Annotated in this window: 11 protein-coding genes; 5 read left to right on the forward strand and 6 right to left on the reverse strand. The window is 66.0% G+C overall.

Features of this window, described 5'->3' with window-relative positions:
- Window positions 1-254 precede the first annotated feature (254 nt).
- From HY699_23645 to HY699_23660, 4 genes are all read left to right on the forward strand, one after another.
- Window positions 255-776 (forward strand): hypothetical protein, encoded by a 522-nt coding sequence (locus HY699_23645; protein ID MBI4518799.1) that lies wholly within the window; start codon window positions 255-257, stop codon window positions 774-776.
- A gap of 495 nt (window positions 777-1,271) precedes the next feature.
- Window positions 1,272-1,382 (forward strand): chorismate synthase, encoded by a 111-nt coding sequence (locus HY699_23650; protein MBI4518800.1) that lies wholly within the window; start codon window positions 1,272-1,274, stop codon window positions 1,380-1,382.
- 65 nt (window positions 1,383-1,447) lie between these two features.
- Complete coding sequence (locus HY699_23655) at window positions 1,448-1,705, forward strand: type II toxin-antitoxin system VapB family antitoxin (GenBank protein MBI4518801.1); 258 nt, start codon at window positions 1,448-1,450, stop codon at window positions 1,703-1,705.
- Complete coding sequence (locus HY699_23660; GenBank protein ID MBI4518802.1) at window positions 1,702-2,136, forward strand: PIN domain-containing protein; 435 nt, start codon at window positions 1,702-1,704, stop codon at window positions 2,134-2,136. Before HY699_23655 ends, HY699_23660 begins: the two co-directional genes overlap by 4 nt.
- A gap of 317 nt (window positions 2,137-2,453) precedes the next feature.
- Here HY699_23660 and HY699_23665 read toward each other — a convergent pair whose 3' ends face one another.
- The 6 genes from HY699_23665 to HY699_23690 form a co-directional block, all read right to left on the reverse strand.
- Window positions 2,454-2,840 (reverse strand): type II toxin-antitoxin system VapC family toxin, encoded by a 387-nt coding sequence (locus HY699_23665; GenBank protein ID MBI4518803.1) that lies wholly within the window; start codon window positions 2,838-2,840, stop codon window positions 2,454-2,456.
- A complete protein-coding gene (locus HY699_23670; GenBank protein ID MBI4518804.1) occupies window positions 2,837-3,076 on the reverse strand; it encodes a toxin-antitoxin (TA) system antitoxin in 240 nt (79 codons plus the stop codon). The genes HY699_23665 and HY699_23670 overlap by 4 nt, the downstream gene beginning before the upstream one ends.
- A 1,339-nt stretch (window positions 3,077-4,415) precedes the next feature.
- Window positions 4,416-4,655: a DUF2283 domain-containing protein gene (locus HY699_23675; GenBank protein ID MBI4518805.1), complete on the reverse strand. Its 240-nt coding sequence runs from the start codon at window positions 4,653-4,655 to the stop codon at window positions 4,416-4,418.
- A gap of 18 nt (window positions 4,656-4,673) precedes the next feature.
- Window positions 4,674-4,925, reverse strand: coding sequence for a hypothetical protein (locus tag HY699_23680; protein ID MBI4518806.1), 252 nt, complete (start codon window positions 4,923-4,925; stop codon window positions 4,674-4,676).
- 324 nt (window positions 4,926-5,249) lie between these two features.
- The gene (locus tag HY699_23685) at window positions 5,250-5,531 is read right to left on the reverse strand and encodes an antitoxin (protein MBI4518807.1); all 282 of its coding nucleotides are present in this window, start codon (window positions 5,529-5,531) and stop codon (window positions 5,250-5,252) included.
- On the reverse strand, window positions 5,512-5,811 hold the full coding sequence (locus tag HY699_23690) for a BrnT family toxin (protein ID MBI4518808.1): 300 nt from the start codon (window positions 5,809-5,811) through the stop codon (window positions 5,512-5,514). The genes HY699_23685 and HY699_23690 overlap by 20 nt, the downstream gene beginning before the upstream one ends.
- Window positions 5,812-6,002: 191 nt before the next feature.
- Between HY699_23690 and HY699_23695 the strand changes: the two genes are divergently transcribed.
- Entirely contained in the window at window positions 6,003-6,764 is a 762-nt protein-coding gene (locus HY699_23695) for a hypothetical protein (protein ID MBI4518809.1), read from the forward strand.
- Window positions 6,765-6,775 lie beyond the last annotated feature (11 nt).

Consider the following 6,775-nt stretch of genomic DNA (forward strand, 5'->3'; position numbering starts at 1 on the left):
TCGGCCTGACAGTACACAGTACTGTCAGACTGGTGAGGATTTGCCCGGTCGGCTGCACATTACCCGCAGATTTGTCGCACACCCAGCTGATAGCCAACAACGCGACGGGGTCGCCTTCGCGCTCGGCATGTGCCACACTGCTGGCATGGTCGCGGAGTACCACGATCAGTCCGATGTGATTGATGAAGGTTTGCTGGACTACTTCCTCGAGTTGGGCTTGAAGGAGCGGATCCAGAGCGCCGCCAATTTGGCCAATGCCGTCGAGAGACTTCGCCGCATTCGATCCGCTGACGATTCTGAGCACGCTGCGTGACATCGAGTATCTGGTGATCGGCGGGTTCGCGGCCATTCTCTACGGCGCCCCCACGACCACCGCCGATCTCGATATCCTGCCGCTGGCCACCGCAGAGAACATCACGTCGCTCGGCGATGTGCTCACGGCTCTGCACGCCGTCATTCGCGAGCCGCGCTCAACCGGGCGGCGACTTGTAGTGACCGCCGAGTTGCTGCAGCGGGCCGCCGCGGGCGCGAGCCCGGGTGGACAACTGCGCACGCGCACCGCGGCCGGCCCGCTCGATATCCTTTGGCGTCTGCACGATGGCCGAGGCTATGGCGATCTCGTCGGCCGGTCCTGCTTACTGACGGAGGAAGAATTGCGGGTTCGCGTGATTGGCCTCGACGATCTGATCGGGATCAAGAGTACCATCGGCCGGCCGCAAGACCGGGTCGCGTTGCCCTATCTCCAAGCGATCCGCCGCCGTACCGGGACGCCTTGACCAACACCAGCAAGCGCCGCGCGGCGTTCAGGCTGGGACGAGTCGCCAGTTGGCGGCATCCCACTCGAATCCCTTCAGCCCGCGAACGATCAGCTTGGGTGCGCTAATGCCGAGAGCCAAGAACCTGGGTTCCCTCCTCGGCGGCATCACCCGCCGCGGAGGAGGGTCAGGGTGGAGGCTGTTGGTGGTCGCGAATGCGCGCGATCACTTCGTCGAGCAGGGAGCGCTGAATGAAGAGCGTTGAGCGCCGTGGCAGCTCGGTCAGCACGTCGATCACTTCCGCGACCGTGCGCTGCCCGGTTCGCCGCCCGGCGCTCTCGCCCCGCGTTTGCTTGCGTGGAGAGGGTTGGGGTGAGGGGTTCGTTGCCCGTGGAAACGTGCGGCCCGGTGAGCAGCTCGAGGTCAAGCCCCGGTTGCATCGCGAATGCGACGCTCAACACGCACGCGCCAAAGCTCACCGAGGTGAGCAGCAAAGCGCCGGCGGGTTCGTAGACGGTGGAGCGCGACCTCGATCGCCGCCGGCCCGGCCAGAGCAAGCTCACCACGCCGCGCGACGAACCCGATCGCGGCGAGGCTTTCTCCGGCGGCGCGGTCAAGTGCGGCTGACGGGCCTTCTCCGCACGTCCGTCGCACCCGGTGTAGAGATCTTGCACGCAGACATGGCCTTCGATATGGGTACCCATATGAAGACAACCATCGAGATATCCGATCCGCTCTTGCGCGAGGCCCGGGCTCTGGCGGCGCGCCAAGGACAGACGTTGCGCCAAGTCGTCGAGGCGGGTCTGCGCCAGGTCGTCGGCGCGCACAAGGGACGCAAGCAGTCGTTCCGGCTGCGCGACGCGAGTGTGGGCGGAAAAGGGTTGCGGGACGGGCTGCACTACGACGACTGGGGCAAGATCCTCGACATCGCCTACGGCAACCGTGGATGATCGCGGTCGATAGCAACCTGCTGGTGTATGCCCATCGCCGCGACTCGCCGTGGCACCGTGAGGCCTCGCGCTGCCTCAAGGAGCTGGCCGAGGGACGGGCCGCGTGGGGCATTCCCTGGCCCTGCGTGCACGAGTTCCTCAGCATCGTGACGCACGCGCAAATCTACCGACCGCCCTCGACGCTGGCGCAAGCGATCGACCAGGTCGCCGGCTGGCTCGCCTCACCAACGCTTGTGCTGCTCACCGAAACCGCAGACTACTGGGAGCACCTCCGGCGCGTTCTCAACCAAGCGCGAGTGGCTGGTCCCAAAATCCACGACGCCCGCATTGCCGCGCTTTGCCAAGCCCACGGCGCGCGCGAGCTGTGGACGGCCGACCGCGACTTCAGTCGCTTCGCTGGCCTGCAAGCCAAGAACCCGCTGGTGGCCTAGGGCCACGCGGAGGCTCGGACACAACCTTCACCACGAAGAACACGAAGGGCACGAAGGGAGCCGCGCGAAGGCGTCATGAGTTCGCCCCCCCCGGAGCGCGACGCATGACCACGACTGCCGCGTCACCCGGCCCCCTCGCCCCGCATTTGCCTGCGGGGAGAGGGTTGGGGTGAGGGGTTCGTTGCCCGTGGAAACGTGCGGCCCAGTGAGCAGCTGGAGATCAAGCCCCGGTTGCTTCACGAATGCGCGATCACTTCATGGAGTTGGAGACCCGTATCACAAGAGCCAGTCACGAATCACGGGGCACGACGTGGAAGCTACCAGTGCACGGTGATCGGGTAACCGGCGAAAATCGGATCCTTGCTGAGGAGCACGGCGTCCTCGACCAGCGCCTGCGCGATCAACAGGCGATCGAAGGGATCTCTGTGGCGGGCGGGCAGTTGCTGCACCGCCAAGACGTGTTGCAGCTCCACTGCGAGCACGCCGAGGCGATTGCGCTGCTGCTGGCTGGTGATCGCGTCGGCGAGGGGCAGGCTCAAGGTCAGTTTTCCGAGCGCGGCTTTGATCACCATTTCCCACACGCTCGCGGCGCTCAGGAGCGACGTGTTTGCGGGGTCGAGGCACGCGGCGGTCGCCCGCGCCAACAGTTTCGCTGGGTCGCTATCCCAGCAAATGAAAGTGTGCGTATCGAGCAGCACCTTCATGCTGGTGGCAACCAGAACTCCTCGGCAAGCGGCTCGTCGAAATCCTCGCGGGCGCGCAGGGCTCCCCGGTGGAGTCCGAGAACACGCGTGGCTGCGGGCGGCGTCACGGGAACCAGCCGCGCCAGTGGCTTCTCGCCCTCGGTGAGCACGACTTCGGTGCCGGCCCGGAGCAACGCTACGACCTCAACCCAGCGCGACGGGGCATCGGCGAGGTCAACGGTGTGCGCTTCAACCAGCCATAGTTGCAGGGTGCGCCGAAGCGTTCCCGGCAGCAAGCGCGCCGCCAGTGTCGATACCAGCGCCGCCGCCGCAAGCGCGGCCAGTGCCGGCGCGGGAGACATGCTTTGAATTCCACCAGCCTACGAACCCGGCCCCCGGCCCCCTCGCCCCGCGTTTGCTTGCGGGGAGAGGGTTGGGGTGAGGGGTTGAGCGCGGCTGGCATCAAGAGGTCGCGCTTGGATAGTCGGGTTATTTCCTTGGGACACGACGGGAAATCCCTAATTGCGGTGGCCCCACGAGATGTGCGACAAGTAGAGCACGCCTTGCCGAATGGCGGGCGTGATTCGGGCCACAGGCGGACACGGAGGGGGCAACCAGTCGATCGCACAACTCAGCATTCGCGCACTGTCCAGCCCAGTGCACAGCCGGGGGATAGAGAGTGCCCACTACAGTTGACACTGCACCCGGGGCCGACGGACGGGAGCAGAAGGATCGGGCAGCAGCTTGCGCCACCGGGCTTGCCTCACGACCGGGCGCGGGGGCTGCGGTGGCGGCTACAGCGCCAAATGGATGAGCACGGGGTTTGACGAGAACACGATCTACTAACGCACAGCAGAGAGCAAGAAGATGCGCGACCACAATGATGAACCGGCAAATGCCGACGACAACGTTGGCGTCCAGGACGACCGGAACGCGCGCCTTACGAGGCGGGATCAAGCAGCCGTAAGGCCGGCTGTGCCGGCCGCTGGGGTTTGGCCGCACCCGCTCGTCTGCTCTGCGGCCTGGGTGTCAACTGGAGCGGACACTCGGCCCCCGCGAGTGTCCACTCCAGCTGACACTGGCGCTTCGACCGACGCCGGGAAACGGCGCGCTGCCGCGGCGAGCGTCGTGGCGCAGGCATTGCTCGCTACGTCGCACCATGAAGCGGTGCACGACACGAGCGAGACCGGCAACACAAAACCGGAATGCTGCGGCACCTCGCGCCAAGTCGCCAAGCCGCCAAGGATCGGCTCGCTCCGCTGCTGGGCGACGTGGCACGAGCAGGATATTTCGGCATGCATCGCACCCCCCGGAGCGCGACGCATGACCACGACTGCCGCGTCACCCGGCCCCCTCGCCCCGCATTTGCTTGCGGGGAGAGGGTGGGGTGAGGGGGGTTCGTTGCCCGTGGAAACGTGCGGCCGGGTAGTCCGCGAAGATAGTGGTTTTGCTCAGCAGGGCTGCGTCCTCGACCAGCGCCGGCGCGATCAACAGGCGATCGAAGGGATCGCGGTGGTGGGCATTCCACGCTCACGACTCACGAGCACGAGTCACCGCAGAGTATGCCGCGCCGTGCCGAGCCGCCCCCGTCGCCCGTCACTTCGCCAGCGGCATCTCACGCCGCTCGCCGAGCGCTTCGTTGATGACCACCAGGGCGCCGTTGTCGCCCGCCCGCAACTGCTCGTTGGCATTGAGCAGCTCGATGCCGTAAACCGTGCCGTCCGGCGCCATGTCGACGTTGAGCTCATCACTGATGCGGATGGTCTCCACCTGCGCCACCTTCGCCTGCAGGCGAAGGTAGGCGACGTTGTATCGCGGGTCATAGGTCAGCTGCATCGTCAGTGCTCCCTGTCGCTAGAAGAACTTTACCACAACGGTGATTACCAGCCAGCTGTCGGCCTCGGCAACCGCGTACGCTTCGACCTGCTTGGTGCCGTACGCGCGCCCTCGCCAGGTTCCGTTGAACGCGAAGTTGCGCCGAAAGCCCATGCGACCGAGTCTTGCGGGAAAGCGCTCACCGCCGTCAACGGTGGCCTGCACCTCAGCCTCAGTCGCCCCGCGTTCGGCGAGTCGTTCAAGTGCGTGAGGGTGGAAGCGCAGGGCCATCGGTTGTCGTTTGAAACCCCGCCATCATCCTGCGCCGGTGCTCGGCCGCATGTCAACGATTCCTCCGAACGCGCTGGACCTCGAGCTATGACGACGAGAGCAGAGCGATGAAACCGCAGAGCGGCGATTCCGCGGCGAACTCGCGGCCAGCTCGTTGTCGGCAGCACAATGATCGCCAGCCGCAAACCGGCGAGGTTCTGCTGATGGCGAAGGTTACGGTCGGCCGTGATGATTCCGCACACGAGTCACGAGCACGAGTCACGAGTCGCGATAGGCAGTAGGCGATGATGTCACAGGTCACGAAAGCATTCGCCGCGGCGGCAGTCAGGTGGGCACGGCCCGCTCAACGAACTGTCCCGACACGAACTTGTGCAGGACGGTGGCGATGAGCGTCGTCGACGGCACGCCTTCCGCCAGCGCGCGGGCTCGCAGGGCTTTGAGGTCCGCGGCGGAGATACGAATTTGCAGGCGCATGTCCCGTTTGAGCGTGGCCTTCGCATACGAGCGATACCGCTTGAGCTCTGCCGCCCGGCGCGGAACAGCCTGCCATTCGCCGCGCTCGAAGGATGCGCGCAGGGTGCGTTCGTCAGCGCTTTGTTTCGCCATCGTTCTTCTCCTTCGGAAGGTAGCGTTTGGTCGCCTTCCGGCTCGGGATGATTGTCTTCAAGAATACCTGATTGCCCGTCTCGACAAAGGGCACCAGGTACGCGTAGCCGCCGATGTTCACGACGAAAATGCGCTGGCCGCCATAGCGTTGCAGGTTCGGGTGCTCCACAACATCGAGCACGTCGCCGCTGGCAATGTGGAGCAGGACTTCCTCGAAGGACACGCCCCGCCGCTGCTTCAGCTGCTCGTTCTTCTTGGCGTCCCACGAGAAGTACTTCACCAAGGCAGGAAAGCATGGGCGGCAAGCACTGGCAACCACCGCTGGCGGGGCGCCGGTCGGCGCGCAGAGCGGGCTGACGAGATCTGCACCATGCAGAGAACGACCAGGAATCCAGAGCTACGGGACCACTTACCATTCACCACTCACCGTTCACCACAAACACGAGTCACGACAAATAGTCGGAGAAGGCGATGATGTCACGGGTCACGAAGGCATTCGCAGCAGCGGCAGTGGTTACGGTCGGGCTGCTCGGGCAGCCGGGGCGGGCCGCGGCGGAGCCGCTGGCGGCGGGTAGCTCTCACACCTGCGCACTGACTGCGGCGGGCGGCGTGAAGTGTTGGGGGAACAACGACTTCGGCCGGCTCGGCGACGGCACGATGACAAGTCGCAGCAGCACGCCGGTGGACGTGAGCGGGCTAAGCAGCGGCATGACGGCAGTGACGGCCGGCGACTATCACACCTGCGCGCTGACAGCGGCGGGCGGGGTGAAGTGCTGGGGCTACAACGCCAAGGGCCAGCTCGGCGATGGGACGAGCACGCAACGCCTGACGCCGGTGGACGTGATCGGGCTCACCGGCAGCGCGACGGCGGTGGCGGCGGGTGGCCGGCACACCTGCGCGCTGACGGCGGCGGGCGGGGTGAAGTGTTGGGGATACAACGTCGAGGGCCAACTCGGCGACGGCACCACCACGGATCGCACGACGCCGGTGGACGTAAGCGGACTCACCAGCGGGGTGACGGCGGTGGCGGCGTGGGACTATCACACCTGCGCGCTGACGGCGGCGGGCGGGGTGAAGTGCTGGGGATACAACGGCGCCGGCCAACTCGGCGACGGCACCACCACGCAGCGTACGACGCCGGTGGACGTGAGCGGACTCACCAGCGGGGTGACGGCGGTGACGGCGGACGGGATGCACACCTGCGCGCTGACGGCGGCGGGCGGGGTGAAGTGATGGGGATACAA

This window comes from Deltaproteobacteria bacterium, assembly GCA_016210005.1.
Lineage (GTDB): Bacteria > Desulfobacterota > Binatia > HRBIN30 > JACQVA1 > JACQVA1.